This is a genomic window from Streptomyces johnsoniae (genome assembly GCF_031845565.1).
Taxonomy (GTDB): domain Bacteria; phylum Actinomycetota; class Actinomycetes; order Streptomycetales; family Streptomycetaceae; genus Streptomyces; species Streptomyces johnsoniae.
Genome location: NZ_JAVREV010000001.1, coordinates 423,326 through 441,467, shown reverse-complemented (window position 1 = coordinate 441,467; position 18,142 = coordinate 423,326). Strand labels below are relative to the sequence as shown.

The window sequence follows — 18,142 nt, the reverse complement described above, 5'->3', positions numbered from 1 at the left end:
GGGTCAGCCGGCGCGCTGCTGACAGGGGACGCAATACCTGGCGTGGGGCAGAATGTCCAGCCGCGCCGCCGGGATGGGGGCGGCGCACCCCTGGCAGGTCCCGTAGGTACCGCTGTCCAGCCGGGTGAACGCGGCCTCGATGTCCTGAAGGGCGCGCTGCACGGCACTCCGCTGCGGCCCCACGAGGTGGTCGGCATCCGCGCCGTCGGCAGCGCTGTCGAGGGCCCGCAACTGTGCGAGGCGGGTATCGCGCTCGTCCTCGAGTCGCTGCCTGGCGTCCTGCGCTCCCGCGGGTTCGGCCGCGGGGCGGCTCGTCTCCGGTGACATCGCGAACGTGGTCCCTTCTGCCACAAAATCGTACGGAGGAGCGGGCCGGTTCACCGGTCCGCTCCTCCCTGAACTTTCACTGTGACCCGGCGCGGAACGAACGGCCATCGGGCCCAGGCCCCATTTCGGGCCGGTCGCGGGGTGCAGACCCGCGCGGGCGGACGCCCACGGACGGGCGCGGAATGGGCCGTGGTCGCCATCGACCCGGACCCGCCGGAGCAGGCAGGCTTGACCGCGCACACCCGGCGGGTGCCCGGGGAAGCGGCGGCCCTGGGAAGCGGCGGTCCGGGCCCGGGACGACACTGGGGGCGTGCGTGACGGAGACCGCACCGAAGAAGGCGAAGAAGGCGAAGAAGACGAAGGAGGCGTGGCGTTCCGTGTCCCTGTTCTGGCGGATCTTCGGCCTGAACGCCGTGGTGCTGGGCGCGGCCACGGCGCTGCTGCTGTGGGCGCCGGTGACCGTGTCGGTGCCGATCCTGCTGCCCGAGGCCGCCATCCTGCTGACCGGTCTCGGCGTGATGCTGGTGGCCAACGCGGCCCTGCTGAGGATCGGGCTCGCGCCGCTCGACCGGCTGTCCCGGCTGATGTCCACGGTCGACCTGCTCAAGCCGGGACAGCGGCTGTCCGCGCCCGTCCGGGGCGGCATCGCCGAGCCGGTCCACGCCTTCAACGCCATGCTGGACCGGCTTGAGGCCGAACGCGCCACCTCAAGCGCCCGCGCGCTGTCCGCGCAGGAGACCGAACGGCGCCGCATCGCGGCCGAGCTGCACGACGAGGTCGGCCAGAGCCTGACCGCGGTCCTGCTCGGCCTCAAACGCACCGCCGACCAGGCCCCCGACCCGCTGCGCGGTGAACTGCTGCTGGCCCAGGAGACCGTTCGCGACAGCCTGGACGAGGTGCGCCGCCTCGCCCGCAGGCTGCGGCCCGGAGTCCTCGAAGACCTCGGCCTCGCGGCGGCCCTCACCTCCCTGGCCACCGACTTCGCCACCCACACCGGCATGAAGGTCTCCCGCGGCATCCAGTCCGGGCTTCCGCCGCTGGAACGGGAGGCGGAGGTGGTGATCTATCGCGTCGCCCAGGAAGGGCTGACCAACATCGCCCGCCACGCCGAGGCCGACCGGGCGGAGCTGGCCATCCACCGCACCGGCTCCTCCGTCGTCCTGCGGATCGACGACGACGGCCGCGGCATCGGCGAGGCGGCCGAGGGAGCGGGAATCCGCGGTATGCGCGAACGCGCCCTGCTGCTCGGCGCCACTCTCGACATCGCACCCAGCCCGGCCGGCGGCACCCGCGTGCTGCTGACCGTGCCCAGCGCAGGAAAGGGCGCCCGCCCATGACAGAAGCGACCGCGGCCGCGACGCGCATCCTCCTCGCCGACGACCACGCCCTGGTGCGCCGCGGCGTTCGGCTCATCCTGGAGGGAGAACCCGACTTCGTGGTCGTGGCCGAGGCGGGGGACGGTGCCGAAGCCGTCCGCGCCGCCGCCGCCCACCACCCCGACCTGGCCATCCTGGACGTCGCCATGCCGCGCATGACCGGCCTCCAGGCCGCTCGCGAACTCGCGCAGTCCCAGCCCGGCCTGCGCATCCTGATGCTGAGCATGTACGACAACGAGCAGTACTTCTTCCAGGCGCTCAAGGCCGGCGCTTGCGGATACGTGCTCAAGTCCGTCGCCGACCGCGACCTGGTCGCCGCCTGCCGCGCGGTCGGGCGCGGCGAGCCCTTTCTGTACCCCGGCGCGGTCACCGCCCTGATCCGCAACTACCTCGACCGCGCCCGCGACGGCAAGGAAGTGCCCGACAGCGTTCTGACGCCCCGCGAAGAGGAGGTCCTCAAGCTCATCGCGGAGGGCCACACCTCCCAGGAGATCGCCGACACCCTCGTGATCAGCGTCAAGACCGTCCACCGCCACCGTGCGAACCTGCTGCACAAGCTGGGCATGCGGGACCGGCTGGAGCTGACCCGTTACGCTATCCGCGCCGGCCTGATCGAGCCCTGAGGCACCGGCAGCCGCCCGCGCGGGCCCGTTCCCGCTCCGGAAGCCCCCGAGGAGGCCGCGCATGCTCCCGTGGCCCATCGCGGCTTCCCGCCACCCCAGGGGGCCTCTGCCCCGGGCCGGCCGGTGCCGCGCGCTGGCCGTCCTCCTGCTCGCCGTCGTCTGCCTGCTCGCCGCCCCGGTGACCGCATCGCCGGGCGCCGGTGCCGGGGCCGCCGCCGCGGCGGCGGCCCCGGCACCGGCGGAGGGCGCGCCCGACCGCGCCGCCGGCACCTGGGACGCCGACAGGCCGGACGCCGTCGCTCCGCCGCGCGCCGCGCAGGGCGCCCCGGCGGAGCTGCCCCTCCAGCCGCTGATCGCCACGCCGGCCCCCACGCTCCCGTCCGAGTTCCTGAGCCCGGCCGGGCCGCGGCGGGCCGCGATCCCCGCCGCCCACCCCCCGTACACCGCGCCCCTGGCCGGGCGCGCTCCGCCTTCCGGCAGCTGACCGAGACCCTGTCCGACACGCGGCCCTCGCCTGCGTGGGCCGCGGCATGCCTGCTGGAGCCGTTCCCTTGACCCGTGCCACCCGGGTGCGCTGCGCCCTTTCCCTTGTCGTACTCGCCCTGTCCGCCTGTATCGCCGTCGTCGTCCCGCCGCGCCTCGGCCTCGACCTGCGCGGCGGAACACAGATCGTTCTCCAGACCCGCGATGCGCCCAGCGTGGAGGCCGACGCGGCGGCCACCGATCACACCCTTGAGGTCCTGCGCCACCGCATCGACGCGCTGGGCGTAGCCGAACCCACGCTCACGCGCTCCGGTGACAACCGCATCATCGTCGAACTGCCCGGCGTCCAGGACCCGCGCGAGGCCGCCGACGTCCTCGGCCGTACGGCGCAGCTCACGTTCCACCCCGTGCTCGGCCCCGCGGGCGCCGGCCGGGCGGAGTCCGGGCCGGACCCGGACGGCTCCGGGGAACGGGTCCTGCCGGACGAGACCGGTCAGCGGCTGCGCCTCGGCCCGCCGGAGCTCACCGGCGCGGACGTGTCCGGTGCCGAGGCCCGGCTGGACACGCAGCAGGGCCTGGGCTGGTTCGTCACCGTCGACTTCGACGGCGCGGGCGGGGACGCGTGGGCGCGGCTGACCGGCCGGGCCGCCTGCGCCGGTGACGGCGACCCGGCCCGCCGCATCGCGATCGTGCTGGACGACGAGCTGATCTCGTCGCCCCAGGTGGACCCCTCCGTGGCCTGCGGCGGGGGCATCACCGGCGGAACGACGCAGATCACCGGCGACTTCGGCCGCGCCGAGGCCCGTGAACTGGCCCTGCTGGTGAACGGCGGCGCCCTTCCCGTGCCGGTGGAGACGATCGAGCAGCGCACCATCGGCCCCACCCTCGGCGCCGAGGCCATCAGCGCCAGCGCCCGGGCCGCGCTCATCGGCGCCGCACTCACGTCGCTGTTCATCATCGCCGCCTACCGGCTGCTCGGCTTCCTCGCCACCTGTGCCCTGGCCTGCTACGCCCTGATCTCCTACGCGGCCCTGGCCGCCCTGGGTGCCACGCTGACCCTGCCGGGCCTGGCCGGCTTCGCCCTGGCCATCGGCATGGCGGTCGATGCCAATGTGCTGGTCTTCGAACGTGCCCGCGAGGAGTACGCCGCGCGGCGCCGCACCACCGTGCGCACCGCGCTGGCCACCGGGTTCCGCAAAGCCTTCGGCGCCATTGCCGACACCAACGTCACCACGCTCATCGCCGCCGCCCTGCTGTTCTTCCTCGCCTCCGGGCCGGTACGCGGCTTCGGCGTCACCCTGGGCATCGGCGTGCTGGCCTCCATGTTCAGCGCCCTGGTGATCACCCGCGCCCTGGCGGGACTCGCCGTCGACCGCAGGGGCGCACGCCTCCGCCCCGCCCGTTCGGGCATCGGTGTGCGCGGCCGGGTCCGTTCCTGGCTCGAACGCCGCAACCCGCAGCTGATGCGCCGCCGCCGCCGGTGGCTCGCGCTCTCGGCCGCGGCCGTGGTCCTGGCCCTCTGCGGCATCACGGCCCGCGGGCTGGACTTCGGCGTCGAGTTCACCGGCGGCCGGATGATCGAGTACACCACCGAGCGGCCCGTCGACGCCGACGAGGCCAGGAACGCCCTGGCGGAGGCGGACCTGCCGCGCGCCGTCGTCCACGCCTCCGCCGACGGCGGGCTGACCGTCCGCACCCAGGAACTCTCGAACGCGCAGGAGGCCGAGGCCAGGCAGGCGATCAGCGGCCTCGGGGGCGACACGCGGAAGGTCCGCGACGAGATGATCGGCCCCAGCCTCGGCAAGGAACTGCGCACCGGCGCGCTCATCGCGCTCGGCGCCGCCCTCGTCACCCAACTCGGCTACCTCGCCGTCAGGTTCCGCTGGACCTACGCCACCGCCGCGGTCCTCACCATGGCCCACGACGCGCTCATCCTCGTCGGCGCCTTCGCCTGGCTCGGCAAACCCGTCGACGGCGTCTTCCTGGCCGCCCTGCTCACCGTCATCGGCTACTCCGTGAACGACTCCGTCGTCGTCTTCGACCGTCTGCGCGAACTGAGTGCCCGCCCCGGGACGTTCGCCTCCCTCGCCAACACGGCGGTCCTCCAGACCATCCCCCGCACCGTCAACACCGGCATGGGCGCCCTGTTCATCCTGACCGCCCTCGCCGTGCTGGGCGGCGGCTCGCTCACCGACTTCGCCCTCGCGCTGCTCATCGGCCTCGTCGTCGGCACCTGCTCCTCGGTGTTCACCGCCACCCCCCTGGCCATCGCGCTGCACGCACGCGCCGGGCGCGGCAAAGGCCGGCCGGCCGCCGCGTCGAGACGGCCGACGAGCCGGCGGCCGCGGCAGTAGCCGTCCCGTGCAGCGTGGTGATGATGCTGCCTGAGCGATCGGCATCCCGGGCCCGCGAACGCCGCGCCCCGCGCATCGGCCGCGCCCCGCGCATCGGCGTGGCTCTGCCGTGAGCGCTTCATCGCTACGCTTTATCGGCTGTTGGCGGATCGGGACGGGGCACATACATGACGGCGTTTCAGGCGTTGGAGGCGGGCGATCCGGAGCGGGTGGGGCGCTACCAGGTGCTGGCGCGGCTCGGGTCCGGCGGCATGGGGCGGGTGTTCCTGGCGCGGTCGCCGGGCGGGCGGCCGGTGGCCGTGAAGGTCGTGCGGGCCGAGCTGGCCGAGGACCCGCAATTCCGCGGTCGCTTCGCCCGCGAGGTCGCCGCCGCCCGCTGCGTCAACGGCTTCTTCACCGCCGGGGTGGTGGATGCCGACCCGGAGGGCACGCCGCCGTGGCTGGCGACGGCGTACGTGCCCGGGCTGCCGCTGAACGACGCGGTCACCGCGCACGGCCCCTGGCCCGAGGCATCGGTGCGGGCGCTGGGCGGGGCGCTGGCCGAGGCGTTGGAGGCGATCCACGCCGCCGGGGTGGTGCACCGTGACCTCAAGCCGTCGAACGTGCTGCTGGCGGGCGACGGGCCGCGCGTCATCGACTTCGGTATCTCGCTCGCCATCACCGGCACCTCTCTCACACAGACGGGGGCGATAGTGGGAACGCCCGGCTTCATCGCGCCCGAGCAGCTGAGGGGTGCGGGCGCAGGCCCGGCCAGTGACGTCTTCGCCCTCGGCGCGGTGCTGGTCTACGCGGTCACCGGCACCGGCCCGTTCGGCTCGGGGCTCGCGCACGAGGTCAACTTCCGCGCGGCGTACGAGCCGGCCGACCTCACGCGAATGCCGGACGGTGGGCTGCGGGAGCTGGTGGGCCGGTGCCTGGAGAAGGACCCCGAACGGCGCCCGGGGGTCGCGGAGTTGGTCGAGCGGCTGGGCGATGACGCGGGCGGCCTTGCCGCCCTGGACTGGCTGCCGGAGGCGGTGGCCGGCTCGGTCCGTACGCGGACCGACACGCCCCCTCCCGCGCGAGGCCCCTCGCGGCGCCGCGCGCTGGCCATCGCCGGGGGAGTGGCGGGCGTCGCGGGGCTCGGCGCGCTGACGTACGCCCTCACCACTTCCGGCGGCGGCGACGGCGGCGGCGGCGGCAGCGACGGCGGCGGTGACTCCGCCACGAACGGCGGTGACACGTACGGCGACGGCTCCAGCGGCGAGCCCACGACCGTGCGGATAGCCGTCCAGGGCCCGCTGACCGGCGAAAACGCCGACGTGGGCCGCGACATGCTCGCGTCGGTACAACTGGCCGCCGACCTGGCCAACGAGTCCGGCGACCACCCCGGCCTCCGCTTCGAGGTCTTCGCGGCCGACGACCAGGGCACGGCTGACGCCGCCACCGCCGCCGCGCGGGCGGCGATCGACGACGGTCGGGTGCTCGCGGTGGTCGGCCCGGCGTACTCCGGCACGGCACAGGCGGCGGGCCCGCTGTACTCGGCGGCGGGCCTGGCCGCCGTGAGCCCTTTGGTCACCAGCCCGGAGTTCGCCGGGCAGCGAGATTTCGCCACCTTCCTGCGCGGCGTCCCGAACGACCGGCAGGCGGGGGCGGCGATCGGCAGCTTCCTCGCCGGCAGCGCGGCGGTGGTGATCGACGATGCCTCCGCGCCCGGCCGGGAGTTGGCGGACGCGGTGGTGGAGCGTCTGCGGGAGGCGGGGTCGTACGCCCGGAGGTCGGCGCCCTTCGAGGACGCCGCCCAGTACGTCGTCGAGGCGACCGTGGACGCCGTGGCGTTCTGCGGCTCCCTGGATCAGGCCGGTGAACTGGCAGTCGCGCTGCGGGACAAGGGCTACACGGGAGACCTGGTCGGCGGGGAAGGGCTCATGGGCCGCCGCTTCCTCTCCGCGTGGCAGGACGCCTCCGAGGGCTGGTACCTGGTCTCTCACCGGTTCGACTCGTCCGTCAGCGAGGAGGGCCGACGGTTCGCCCAGCTCTTCGAGGAGGCGAACGGCCGGCGACCTGGCCATTATTCGGCCAGGACGTTCGACGTCGCCGCACTGATCATCGAGGCGGTCGCGGGGGCCGGCAGGGAGGCGGACCGGGAAGCGGCGTTCGAGGCGGTGGCGGGCCACCGCCTCGAAGGAGTCACCGGCCTCATCGCCTTCGACTCCGACGGCGACTACGCGGGCGACGGCCCTCAGCTTTTCCAGGTCCAGAACGGTGAGTTCGCCCCGCTCGGCCCGGTCGAGGACCACACATACGAACCCTGACGCGCCATCGCCCGTCACATCGCGTCACCGCCGTGCCGCGAACCGAGCCCTGGCACACGCTTTGCGAAACGTCACTGACGAAACGCTGGGGCAACGTCATTGAGGTGACCGTCCCCGGCGAGGACCGGCCGGACCCTCGGCTACCGCCCGCGGGTCGGCGGCTCCGGGTGCGGTGGTGGCCTCCGGGTGAACGGGAAGTGGTTCTCCGATTCACCTATGCGGCGAAATATTTCGTCGCCTCGCGCGGAATGTCCCGCTCGGCCGCGAGCCCCTCGCTCGAAAATTTGGCTGGAATCCGAGAGGTACAGCCCGACGGCGTCCGACGTGAACTCGGGGGGCGGGGGTCATAAAGAGAGATTGGGCGGTCGTCCCGCGGGCATGACCCGCCCGGGCATGAGCGGGTCGGGGCGGACGCCGACCGCGTCGGCCCATGCACCGCGGGGGACACCGAGCCTGCCGCGCTCCGAGGCCACCGCTGAGCTGGCAGAACGCCGGAACCCCGGCGTCACGCGACGACGCCACGGCTGCCCGCGAAGGAAGCCGGACGAACACACGTGTGCATTTCCCACGTGTGATGGGGCAACATACCTGTGGCAGTTGGTGCCGTACCCGCGGCGAACCAGACGGCGACATACTCGTTCCGAGCACATTCATCCACGAGAGATCCCGCCTTCGGGGCGACGCCACAAGTGCGTCGCCGGGTGCTGCGAATGCAGACCGCGGGACGGCCGCCCCAGTTCCGAACCCGATCCCTCCCACACGACTGGTTGAGGTGGACTTGGCATGACGGAAACACGGCTCGACACATCGGCTCACGGCAGCGTTTCATGGAAATCCGAGCGCCCCGCCCCGCTTTCGCTTGCGCAGTTGCTGGAGCATTCCGCGTTGGGCCCGTACGACCGGCGGCCCACGCGATACCGCGGGCCACGACGGGTCACCGGAAACGGATGGGTGGGCTTCGCGACCCGGCTGGAGCGCGGAGAGGAGATCGACCTCGTGCGCAGCCTCACGGCAGGCAATCGCAGCGTGCTCGATGTCGGCGGCGGCAGCGGGGAGCTGGCGCGTGCCGTCGCCGCGCGGATCGGGCACTGCACGGCCGTCGAGCCGCACGCTCAGCTGGTGGAGTCGATCCAGGCGGGAGACACCACCGGCGTGGTGAACGTGTTCGCCGGGACCGCGGAGGAGCTTCCCTTCCGCGACGCCTCCTTCGACGCCGTCTACTGCGCATGGGTCCTCCCCTACGTCAGCGATATCGGGCACGCCGTCACGGAGATGGTCCGGGTCTGCGACCCGGACCATCCGGAGTCGAAGGTCGTGCTGATCGCCGGCGGTTCGGGGAACGAGCTTCTGACACTGCTCAACGAGGTCTGCGTGCCGGTCGCCGGGGAGCCCTACGACCATCACGGCTACCTGCTGTCGACGGCGGCCGAGGCACTCGCCGAGCACGGTTTCACTGACTTCGCCCTCCACCGCACCGAGGCGTCGATCCGGTTCGACGAGGTGGGAAGGGCGGAGCGGGTCGCGACGGCGGCGGCCGTGCTGACCGACTTCTGGTACGGGCCTCACCCGAAGGCCGAGGAGATCCGGAGCGCTCTGGAGCCCGCCCTGGCCCGCCACTTCGCCGGTCGGCCACACGGGATCGGTGATCAGGCAACGGTCCTGGTCGCCCGCCCGGGCGCCTGATTCCGGACGGCCCGGCCGGGGCGGCACACCCGCCGTCCGTCGCAGGAGCGCGCCCGACGGCGGGACACCGTCCTCCGAGATCCGATGTCTTCCGATCGCGAGGAGTGGGGATGCTGGACACGCGGACACGTCATGAGGGGATCGTGGGCAGGACCGAGCTGCTCAGGAGACTGCTGGCGGCGCGTCACCACAGCAGGCGCACGGGGCTCACCTGTCACGTGGTGACGGGCGAGCCCAAGGTGGGCAAGACCGCTCTGCTGACCCTGGTCTGCCGCCACACGACGTCCCGTGCCGATCCCACCGTTCACATAGCGTCCTCCCGGCATGCGAACCGGTTGTTGACGGCGCTCGTGGACGGGCTGCTCCGGCTGGCCGCCGGCCATCACCGCGCGGAGGTCGAACGCGCCGCCGCGCGGTTACGTGCCGATGTCCGCCCCGGGGACACGCATGCCAGGAAACCGGCCGAGGACGGCGTGCCGGGCGGCTTCCCCGACCTGGTCGAAGCGTTGACCCGCGAAGCCCCCCTGGTCATCGCACTGGACGACATCGACCAGGCGACCCCCGCCGCCCTCGTCCTGCTGCGACGCGCCCTGCGGGACATCGCGCACCTACCGGTGATGCTCATCGCCTCGACCCGGCGCGGCGAACCAGCCGTCGCCGCGGCCGAACTCGCGAATCTGCTGCACGGCGCCGGCACCATCACCCTGCGCGGTCTGAACGAGCGGGAGACCGGCGCCCTCATGGCGGAGCGGCTGCGCCGCCGCCCCGACGCCGACATCGTTGCGACCTGTCACCGGATCACCGCCGGCAACCCGTTCATGGTCATCGCGGTGTGCGACTGGATACGGGCCCAGGACCCCCTGACGATACTGGCGGACGAGCTGCGGGAGGCCGTGATCCCGGCCGTGGCCGATGCGATGATCGGCCGCGCGAGCCGGGTCGATCCGCGGGCGCGGGCGATGGCCGAGGCGATCGCCGTCGCGACGGTCTCCGGCAAGGCGGACCCCGCGCTCGTGGCACGCGTCAGCGGGTGTCGTCTCAAGGACGCGCTGGAGACGCTGGACCTCTTGGCGCGAATGCGTCTGGTCACCGACGACCACGCGGTGTCCCTGCGCCACCCACTTCTGAGCACCACGCTGCGCGGCACCATGACCGTGATGAGCCGCAACGCGGCGCACCTGGCCGCCGCCGCCTTCCTGCACCGGCGCCGCGACGCCGCGCCCCGGGTGGCCCGGCACCTCGCCGCGTCAACGGTTCCCCTGGACACCCCGTGGTCGGTCACCGCCATGATCACGGCCGCCCGCTCCGCCGACACCACCGCGAGCGATCGGGTCCGCTACCTGGAACAGGCCGCCCAGGCCGGTGCGGAGGGCACGTGGTCCCGCGTCGCGCCCGAGCTGGCCGCCGCCCGCATCGCACTCGACCGGCGGGAAGGCATGCGAGCAGCGGCGGAGATGCTCGGGCGCACGACCGACATGGCGCTCGGCCGCCGGCTGCTCGGCCTGGTCGGGGCAACGCTGTGCGAGGGGGACCGACCCGACGAGGAACGTGACGTCCTGGAGGCGGTGCGGTCCGCCGTGGCGGGTACGGAGTGGCACGACTGGCCGCAGGACTTCCGCGCTTACAGCAGGCCCGTCTCGCCCACGTCGGCCGCCGTTCGTGCCGATGAAGGCGCCGGCGCCTCTCCCGCTCGTGGCGATGTGCGCGGCCATCCCGCCGCCCTGGCGGTCAGCGCCTGCTTTTCCGATCTGCTGGACCGGGCGCCGTCGACCGCGCTCGCCCGCGCGCGCGAAGCCCTCGATCACGACCTCGAAGACCTCTTACTGCAACCGCCGGCCTTACCGGCCGCGCTGACCGTGCTGATCGACGGCGGCCACCAGGCGGAGGCGTTCGCCCGTCGGCACGCACTCGTCCACGACCTGGGCCGGCTGCCCCGGTGGGTGCGCGTCGCGGTCGAACTCGTCGAGGCCGCGGGACACTACGCCGCCGGTGAGCTGTTCGCGGCCAGGTTCATGCTCACGGAACGGCTCTCGGATCTGCCGATGCGCGGGGGCCACGGCTACGGCCGGTTCCGCACCCGCCTCGTCGGTCTCCTGGCCAACATCCACCTGGACCTGGGCGACCCGGCCGCGGCGGAGACGCTGCTGCGCCGTGACCACCACGAGGGCCGGCCGCCGCCAGAGTGGTACGACGCCGATGTGCCGCTCGCCCGGGCGCGGCTGCGGGTGAGGGCCGGTGACCTGGCCGGGGGCGCCGAGGACCTGTGGGAAATCGTCCGGCATCGCGAGGCGGTGGGCGGGTCAGGACCGGGAACGCTTCACTGGCGGAACGAGGGGGTCCCTCTGCTGGCGAAGACCGGGTCCCCCGACCAGGCGGTGCGAGTGGCCCGCCGGCAGGTGAAGTTCGCGGAGGGGACCGGATCGCCGCAGGAACGGGCGCGGGCCGCCAGGGTGTTGGGCGCGGTCTCCCAGGGACCGACGGCGGTGCGGCTGCTGAAGTCGGCGGTCGATCAGCTCCGGGAAGAGGGACACGACCTCGAAACCGCCCGCGCGATGGCGGAGTTGGGCACGGTGCTGGCGCGGTCGGGCCGGGCAGGGGAGGCCGTGGCGAACCTGACCCGTTCGGCGCGTCTGGCGGCCGATCGCGGCGCTCGTGAACTCGCCGACCGGGTGCGCCTGCAACTCGTGGCCCTGGACGCACGCACCCCGCAGGACGTCTCCCTGCGGGGCATCCTCTCGCTGACGCCGCGCGAACGGGAGATCCTGATCGACGCGGTGTCCGGGCAGCCGAACACCGCGATCGCCGGCAATCGGCACATCACACGCCGCACGGTGGAGTTACACCTGTCGAGTGCCTACCGCAAGCTCGGAATCGCCGGCCGGGGCGAGTTCGGCAAGATCCTCGGCCGCCCCGGGCTCTGGGAGATCCTGACCGACGGCACCGCGACTTCGGCGCGACGCGCGAAACATCTCGGTGGTGAGCCGTGATGTGCCGACGTCACGAGCGCCCGAGACTGGGAACACGGGACAGCCGGCCCGGCCGAGACACCGCCTCGGCGCCCAGTCGCACCCACGTGGAGATGCCGATGGAAGCACAGGACACCGCACGAGACGATGCCGCTCGGGACCCCTTCACCGCGGTTGTGGTGCTGTCCGGGGGGATGGACTCCACGACGCTCCTCGCCCACTTCGCGGCGCTGCGTTTCAGGCTCGTGGCCGTGACGGTGGAGTACGGGCAGCGCCATCGGAAGGAGATCGACTCGGCCCGCGCGATCGCCCGGCACTACGGTGCGGAACACCACGTGCTGGAGATCGCCGGTTTCGGGTCGCTGCTGGCAGGCGCGGCCCTCACCGACGACCAGGTCGCCGTGCCCGACGGACATTTCGCGGAGGAGGCCATGCGCGTCACGGTCGTGCCGAACCGCAACGCCGTACTGGCGAACCTCGCGGCCTCCGTGGCGGTGGCCCGACGGGCCGACACGGTGGCGCTCGGCATGCACGCCGGCGACCACTTCGTCTACCCGGACTGCCGGCCCGCCTTCGTCGACGCGCTGCGCGGGCTGATAGCGGTCGCCAACGAGGGGTTCAACGCGCCGCGTGTCGAGGCTCCGTTCATGACGTGGTCCAAGGCCGACATCGCGCGGCACGGCGTGCGACTCCGCGCGCCGCTGGAGCTGAGCTGGTCGTGCTACAAGGGCGGCGACATCCACTGCGGGACGTGCGGTACCTGCTACGAGCGGCGTGAGGCCTTCCGGGAGGCCGGCCTTCCCGACCCCACCGAGTACCTGGACGGCGTCACGCGCTTCGCGGCGCCCTGACCCTGCCCGCGAGGCGGCCGGGCCGTCACCGAAGCGGCCGGGAAACGCGCGCCCGCTCGATGACGTCGGCGGCCTCGGCCGCCGTCGCGTGCCACAGGTGCCCCAGGGGATCGTCACCGAAGTCGACGAGCCAGGGCTTGCGGTCGGTCAGATAGTGGACTATCCAGGGCGATTCCTCCAGATCCCGCTGGTACTCGGCCGGGACATACCGGTCCCCCGGCATGGAGGCCGATCCGAAACTGCGATTGAGGAAGTCCACAGGAACGACGTTCCACCGCGGATCGAGCATCTCGAAGCGGCCGTCCAGAAGGAAATTGAGGGTGTCCTGGTCGTCCAGTGCCGGACGCCATTCCGGATCTTTCATCAGGTCCGTGAAGCGTTCTGTCACGCCCTGCTCACGCCATTTTTGGACATCGACGGCCATCACCCCGGAGTTGAAATAGGGGAACGTGCCGGCGCGTCGCCCGAACGGAAAGCGCTGTGGCCCCACATGGGGCGCGTCGAGCTCCGGCCCGTACACGTCGCGAGCCGCCGCCAGTGCGTAGTCCGCGGCGATGGGCCGCAAGAGCGTGCCGACGCCGGTGCATGCGATGACGTCGCAATCGAGGTAGACCAAGCGCTCCGCGTCGATGAGCTGTGGGGCCATGGCCCGCGCGTAGGCCATGGCGCTGACATGGGGGATGCGCACCTCGGAGACCGAGATCTCGACGTCGATGATCCGCACATCGCAGCTCTTCTGCCGGCCTACCGCCTCCACCATCGCCCGGTCCGCCGCGGTGAGGGAGGAGTCACAAAGACAGTAGATTTTCAGCGGCTTGTCGTGCGACCAGGTACGGATGACCGAGTGCATCGCCACGCACGCCGGCCACGCGTAGTTGGAGTCGAAACACAGGACCACGCCGTCAGCTTCTGTATTCACGGATGTCCTCTCCCTCGGTAGGCGATCCCGGGATCGGGGGCGCGGAAACCGCCGCCGGCGGCGGGACGGGGCGGCACGGTGAGCATAGGTGCCGGGTCGGCCCGTCGCCGCCCCTTCGTACTCCCGCGGAGAATCTTTCGGTGACGACCGTGATGTGTTCGGCACACGTCCTGGCGATCATCGGAGCGAGGAGGTTGCCCCATGCCTTTCGGCATCTCGAAACAGTTCCACTTCTCGGCGAGCCACCGACTCGACGGTCTCGGCCGCGACCATCAGTGCTCACGCCTCCACGGCCACAACTACGTCGTGGAACTGACACTTTCAGCGAGCACGGACGCCTTGAGCGAGGTGGGGTTCGTGCGGGACTACGGAGACCTGAAGGAATTCTCCCGCTGGTTGGACGACAAGATGGACCACCGGCATCTGAACGACGTGGTCCCCTTCAACCCCACGGCGGAGAACCTGTGTCGCTGGATCTTCGAGCAGTGGAGGACCCACTATCCGGAGCTGAGCGCGGTGCGCGTCTCGGAGACGGCCAAGACGTGGGCGGAGTACAGGCCGTGAACGAGGTTTCGGATTCCGAGACGGAAGGAGGTGATGCCGTGGTGATGCCGAGGCTCGTGGTGAACGAAATTTTCGGCCCCACTTGAACCGTGCAGGGGGAGGGGCCCTCGCTGGGGCGGCTGTGTGCCTTCGCCCGGTTGGGCGGGTGCAATCTCTCCTGCCGCTGGTGCGACACCCCTTACACCTGGGACTGGACCGGGCAGGGCGATACGCGAATCGCCTACGACCCCAAGAAGGAACTGCGGGCGATTCCCTATACGGAGGTCCGGGACCGGCTGATCGCGTACGACGTGCCCCTCATCGTCGTGTCCGGCGGCGAACCGCTGAGCCAGCAGACCAGGCTCTATCCGTTGGTGCGGGACATCCGCGACTCGGGACGCGATGTCGAGATCGAGACCAACGGGACCATCCCACCGCACCCGCGGCTCGCGGAGCTGGTCCGGTTCAACGTGTCACCGAAATTGGCTCACTCGGGCGACCCCGAGAGCAGACGCATCGTCGGAAGCGCGCTGGCGGCGTTCACCGCGGTGCCGGGCACCGCGTTCAAATTCGTCTGCCGTACCGCGGCCGATCTCGACGAGGTCGGGATGCTCGTCGAAAGGTATGGCATCGAGTCGGTCTGGGTGATGCCGGAAGGACGGGACCAGTCTGCACTCGAACGGTCCCTCGCCCAGGTGCGGGATGCCGCCATCGCCCGCGGTTGGAATCTGACAACAAGACTGCACATCACCATGTGGGGCGATCGGAGAGGCGTATGACCCTGGCAGATCTTCCTCGTGGTCATGCTGTTCGCGATCCTTTGGAGGCCGTGGCACGACAACTTCTCATCGAGATCGGTGAGGACCCCGACCGCAGTGGTCTTCGGGACACTCCGGAACGATTCGCCCGGTGGTGGCGAGAATTCAGCAATTACCAGGCGGGACAGGTCGAAACCCACTTCCCTTTGCGCACCGACGGGCAGATCGTGATGGTCTCGGACGTCAATGTGTGGTCCCTGTGCGAGCATCATCTCCTGCCGTTCTCGTGCACGCTGACCATCGCGTACAAGCCCGGGAAACACGTACTCGGGTTGTCCAAGTTCGCCCGTATCGCGCACCGCCACGCGCACCGGCTCCAAGTCCAGGAACGTCTCGTACGCGACATCGCCGAGGAGATCTCCAAGGTGACCGGGACGAACGACGTCGCCGTCATCGGCCGCGGCGAGCACCTGTGCATGAGCATGCGGGGCATCCGCACCTCCGCCCTGATGACGTGCTCGGTCTTCGACGGCATCTTCCGCGACTACGGTCCGCCGCGCGAGGAACTGATCAAGATCGCCTTCCCCCGCGGCTGAGCGCGGTCCACGACGACTCCGGCCCCCCTTCCACACCGCGAGCGGAGACATGAACATCGCCTTCGTCATGCTCACCTACCACTCCGACGAACCCGCGGGGATCGAACGCTCCCTCGCCTCCCTCGCCGCCGGATTACGCGAGTTGGGCCATCACACCCTCATCATCGCCGCGGACTCCGCGGACCACGTGCCCGACCCGCACGTGGTCCGTCTGTCCTCGGTGTCCTTTCCCCGCCCGGTCCCCTACGAGGAAATCCCCCGGCTGCTCGCCGGCGCCGACGCGATCGGGCGGGAGGTCCGGCGGATTCTCGCGGACCACAGGACAGACGTCGTCTGCTGGGGCGACGCGGTGTCCGGTCTGGGCTTCCTCAGCCCTGCCGGGCCGGGAACGCGCACCGCGCTCATGGTGCACTTCCCGCGTGCCGACGAGGCGATGCGCCAGAGCCTGGCGAACAAGCCCGACGCGGTCATCACCGTCAGCCCGTTCATGATCGAAGAGGCCGCCCGGGCGGGCTTGGACTCCCGCGCCTGGCACGCGCTCCCCAACGCCCTCCTGGTCGAGGGCCGCGCACCGTCCGGTGCGCGGCGGGAGGAGCTCCGCCGCACGGGACCCGTCCGGGTGGTGGCGCGCGCCGATCCGCAGAAGGGGGTCGCCGACCTGTTGCGGTCGCTGCCACCAGGACTGGGCCGCACCGTACAGGTCGTCCTGGCCAAAGCGGGATTCGAACTCCTGCCGGCCCTCCAGGACCGGTATCTGCGGGAGTGCGCCGAACTGGCCGACACGCTGGACACGGTGGAGATCCTGCCGCCCCTGCCCTGGGGCGGGGTCCAGGAGTTTCTCGCCGGGGCGGCCGTCGCCCTGGTGCCCTCCACCGGTCCCGAGAGCTTCGGCAACGTCGCTGCCGAGGCGCTCTCCGTGGGTACCCCGGTCGTCGGTTTCCGCATGGGCCACCTGCCCGCGCTGGTCGGGGCCGGCGGACGCGCCGTCGAATTCTCGGCGCCGGGAGACGATCTCCCGGCGTTGCGCGGCCCGGCGGTGCACATTCCTTCCGTGGCACGACGCATGAACGCGCTGTGGTCCGCCGCCGTCGAGTTGCTCGGCGACGAGAGCGGCTACCACGAGGCTTCGCGCCAGGCGCTGCTGCGGACAACCGCCTACACCCCGAGCGGGGTCGCGAAGGAGTTCCTCAAGATTCTGGGGTTGTGAAGCGGCCGGGGGCCCGTTCCTCCGACTATCGATGGCATGTCACCAGCAGAGAGGAGAAAAGACGATGGCGCAGGTACTCGTCACGGGTGGCGCCGGATTCGTGGGAGCACATCTGACAGCCCGCTTCCTGGGCATGGGACATCGCGTGCTGTGCGTGGACAACTTTCTGACCGGGAGCCGCGCGAATCTGACCGAGTACCTCTCGGACGACAGACTTGAAGTGATCGAGCATGATGTGACCGCACCGTTCACCTGGCCCGAGAGCATCGATGTCGTCGTACACCTGGCCTCTCCGGCCAGTCCCCGTGACTACCTGCGCTTTCCGATCGAGACGCTGGGCGCCGGCTCGCTGGGCACCTTCCATCTGCTGGACGCGGCGGTCTCGGCCGGGGCGCGTTTCGTCATGGCGTCGACATCGGAGGTCTACGGCGATCCGGCCGTTCATCCCCAGCCCGAGACCTACTGGGGCAACGTCAATCCGATCGGGCCCCGTTCCGTCTACGACGAGGCCAAGCGCTTCAGTGAGGCGATGACGACCGCCTACCGCCGCCATCGGGATGCCGACGCCGGCATCGTGCGGATCTTCAACTGCTTCGGGCCCAAGATGCGAACGCACGACGGGCGCGCGGTCCCCACGTTCATTCGACAGGCACTTGCCGGAGAACCCCTCACGGTCGCGGGCGACGGCTCACAGACCCGTTCGCTGTGCTACGTCGACGACATCGTGGAGGGCATAGCCCGCTTCACGGAGAGCGGCCACGGCGGCCCCGTGAACCTGGGGAACCCCGATGAGGTCAGCATGCTGGAACTGGCCGAGGAGATCATCGCCATCACGGGGTCCACCTCGTCGGTGGAGTTCGTCGAACGCCCCGCGGACGACCCGGAACGCCGCCTCCCCGACATCGCGGTCGCCAGGAACGCATTGGGCTGGGAACCCAAGGTGACTCGGGCCGAAGGTCTCGCGCGGGCGATCGAATGGTTCAGGAACCACCCGTGAGCTTCCCCGAGCTGGTCCATCGCACGATCGTCGGGCCCAGGGGTTCCGGGCACGGCTGTGAGCTCGTCGCCGTCTGATGGCAGGAAGAACCCAGCCGCCGGGAGCCCCCGGGGCCAGGGAAACTCGTGAGGAAACCGGGCCCTGAGCGGCGGTGGGTGCGCCGCT

15 protein-coding genes are annotated in these 18,142 nt (G+C 71.5%); 13 read left to right on the top strand and 2 right to left on the bottom strand.

Features of this window, described 5'->3' with window-relative positions; all coding sequences use genetic code 11:
* Positions 1-3 precede the first annotated feature (3 nt).
* Entirely contained in the window at positions 4-351 is a 348-nt protein-coding gene (locus RM779_RS02035; protein ID WP_311615101.1) for a TraR/DksA family transcriptional regulator, read from the bottom strand.
* A 353-nt stretch (positions 352-704) separates the two neighbouring features.
* Between RM779_RS02035 and RM779_RS02030 the strand changes: the two genes are divergently transcribed.
* The 8 genes from RM779_RS02030 to queC all read left to right on the top strand — a co-directional run bounded on the left by RM779_RS02030 (position 705) and on the right by queC (position 12,957).
* Complete coding sequence (locus tag RM779_RS02030) at positions 705-1,664, top strand: sensor histidine kinase (RefSeq protein ID WP_311615466.1); 960 nt, start codon at positions 705-707, stop codon at positions 1,662-1,664.
* Positions 1,661-2,326, top strand: a complete 666-nt coding sequence (locus RM779_RS02025) for a response regulator transcription factor (RefSeq protein WP_311615099.1) — start codon at positions 1,661-1,663, stop codon at positions 2,324-2,326. The genes RM779_RS02030 and RM779_RS02025 overlap by 4 nt, the downstream gene beginning before the upstream one ends.
* A gap of 61 nt (positions 2,327-2,387) precedes the next feature.
* Positions 2,388-2,810, top strand: coding sequence for a hypothetical protein (locus RM779_RS02020; protein ID WP_311615097.1), 423 nt, complete (start codon positions 2,388-2,390; stop codon positions 2,808-2,810).
* A 67-nt stretch (positions 2,811-2,877) separates the two neighbouring features.
* On the top strand, positions 2,878-5,163 hold the full coding sequence (gene secD, locus RM779_RS02015; protein ID WP_311615095.1) for a protein translocase subunit SecD: 2,286 nt from the start codon (positions 2,878-2,880) through the stop codon (positions 5,161-5,163).
* A gap of 167 nt (positions 5,164-5,330) precedes the next feature.
* A complete protein-coding gene (locus RM779_RS02010) occupies positions 5,331-7,457 on the top strand; it encodes a bifunctional serine/threonine-protein kinase/ABC transporter substrate-binding protein (RefSeq protein WP_311615093.1) in 2,127 nt (708 codons plus the stop codon).
* Positions 7,458-8,408: 951 nt separating this feature from the next.
* Entirely contained in the window at positions 8,409-9,140 is a 732-nt protein-coding gene (locus tag RM779_RS02005; protein WP_311615090.1) for a class I SAM-dependent methyltransferase, read from the top strand.
* Positions 9,141-9,250: 110 nt separating this feature from the next.
* Positions 9,251-12,127, top strand: a complete 2,877-nt coding sequence (locus RM779_RS02000; protein WP_311615088.1) for an AAA family ATPase — start codon at positions 9,251-9,253, stop codon at positions 12,125-12,127.
* Positions 12,128-12,225: 98 nt separating this feature from the next.
* On the top strand, positions 12,226-12,957 hold the full coding sequence (gene queC, locus RM779_RS01995; protein WP_311615086.1) for a 7-cyano-7-deazaguanine synthase QueC: 732 nt from the start codon (positions 12,226-12,228) through the stop codon (positions 12,955-12,957).
* A 25-nt stretch (positions 12,958-12,982) separates the two neighbouring features.
* Here queC and RM779_RS01990 read toward each other — a convergent pair whose 3' ends face one another.
* A complete protein-coding gene (locus RM779_RS01990; RefSeq protein ID WP_311615084.1) occupies positions 12,983-13,876 on the bottom strand; it encodes a glycosyltransferase family 8 protein in 894 nt (297 codons plus the stop codon).
* A 201-nt stretch (positions 13,877-14,077) separates the two neighbouring features.
* On the opposite strand from RM779_RS01990, the gene queD reads away from it, so the two are divergent.
* The 5 genes from queD (at position 14,078) to RM779_RS01965 (ending at position 17,977) form a co-directional block, all read left to right on the top strand.
* Positions 14,078-14,440: a 6-carboxytetrahydropterin synthase QueD gene (queD, locus tag RM779_RS01985; RefSeq protein WP_311615082.1), complete on the top strand. Its 363-nt coding sequence runs from the start codon at positions 14,078-14,080 to the stop codon at positions 14,438-14,440.
* Between the two features lie 89 nt (positions 14,441-14,529).
* The gene (locus RM779_RS01980) at positions 14,530-15,198 is read left to right on the top strand and encodes a 7-carboxy-7-deazaguanine synthase QueE (RefSeq protein ID WP_311615080.1); all 669 of its coding nucleotides are present in this window, start codon (positions 14,530-14,532) and stop codon (positions 15,196-15,198) included.
* Between the two features lie 50 nt (positions 15,199-15,248).
* Positions 15,249-15,773, top strand: coding sequence for a GTP cyclohydrolase I (gene folE, locus RM779_RS01975; protein WP_311615078.1), 525 nt, complete (start codon positions 15,249-15,251; stop codon positions 15,771-15,773).
* A gap of 49 nt (positions 15,774-15,822) precedes the next feature.
* Positions 15,823-16,980: a glycosyltransferase family 4 protein gene (locus tag RM779_RS01970; protein WP_311615076.1), complete on the top strand. Its 1,158-nt coding sequence runs from the start codon at positions 15,823-15,825 to the stop codon at positions 16,978-16,980.
* Positions 16,981-17,044: 64 nt separating this feature from the next.
* Positions 17,045-17,977 carry an NAD-dependent epimerase/dehydratase family protein gene (locus tag RM779_RS01965; RefSeq protein ID WP_311615074.1) on the top strand — a complete coding sequence of 311 codons (933 nt, stop codon included), beginning with the start codon at positions 17,045-17,047 and terminating at the stop codon, positions 17,975-17,977.
* Positions 17,978-18,142: the final 165 nt, after the last annotated feature.

Bases quoted from the DNA above. Each gene is read 5' to 3' on its own strand.
- queD (WP_311615082.1), top strand. From the start codon at position 14,078: ATGCCTTTCGGCATCTCGAAACAGTTCCACTTCTCGGCGAGCCACCGA.
- RM779_RS02000 (WP_311615088.1), top strand. From the start codon at position 9,251: ATGCTGGACACGCGGACACGTCATGAGGGGATCGTGGGCAGGACCGAG.
- queC (WP_311615086.1), top strand. From the start codon at position 12,226: ATGGAAGCACAGGACACCGCACGAGACGATGCCGCTCGGGACCCCTTC.
- RM779_RS01970 (WP_311615076.1), top strand. From the start codon at position 15,823: ATGAACATCGCCTTCGTCATGCTCACCTACCACTCCGACGAACCCGCG.
- RM779_RS02010 (WP_311615093.1), top strand. From the start codon at position 5,331: ATGACGGCGTTTCAGGCGTTGGAGGCGGGCGATCCGGAGCGGGTGGGG.
- RM779_RS02025 (WP_311615099.1), top strand. From the start codon at position 1,661: ATGACAGAAGCGACCGCGGCCGCGACGCGCATCCTCCTCGCCGACGAC.
- RM779_RS02020 (WP_311615097.1), top strand. From the start codon at position 2,388: ATGCTCCCGTGGCCCATCGCGGCTTCCCGCCACCCCAGGGGGCCTCTG.
- RM779_RS01965 (WP_311615074.1), top strand. From the start codon at position 17,045: ATGGCGCAGGTACTCGTCACGGGTGGCGCCGGATTCGTGGGAGCACAT.